1 pseudogene is annotated in these 298 nt (G+C 44.0%); it reads right to left on the reverse strand.

From position 1 onward, the window contains the following. Positions 1-102 precede the first annotated feature (102 nt). Positions 103-298, reverse strand: a pseudogene (locus tag FS736_RS24600) (hypothetical protein); the annotation flags it as partial.

Consider the following 298-nt stretch of genomic DNA (forward strand, 5'->3'; position numbering starts at 1 on the left):
TTGCCCATTCTCCTCTTATCACCCACCCTTAACCTCAATCACATCCTTCAAACACACCACTCCCCCAATATCCTTCTCCTTCACCACATCCTCATCACTTCTCTAAAAGATCACTTCCTTTACCACCAAATCCTTCCCCATATTCCCTTCTTCACTCACCCCAACCCCCACAATATAATCATATTCAAAATCTTCCAAACACACCCGCACATCTCCACCAAACACCTTCCACACAACATACTCTCCACCAAATTTAAATCTCCCCACTACCTCTTTTCTAAAATCGCTATACCCGTAC

Origin of the sequence: Cytobacillus oceanisediminis 2691 (assembly GCF_007678455.1) — a bacterium.
In the GTDB taxonomy this organism is placed as follows: domain Bacteria; phylum Bacillota; class Bacilli; order Bacillales; family Cytobacillaceae; genus Mesobacillus; species Mesobacillus oceanisediminis_A.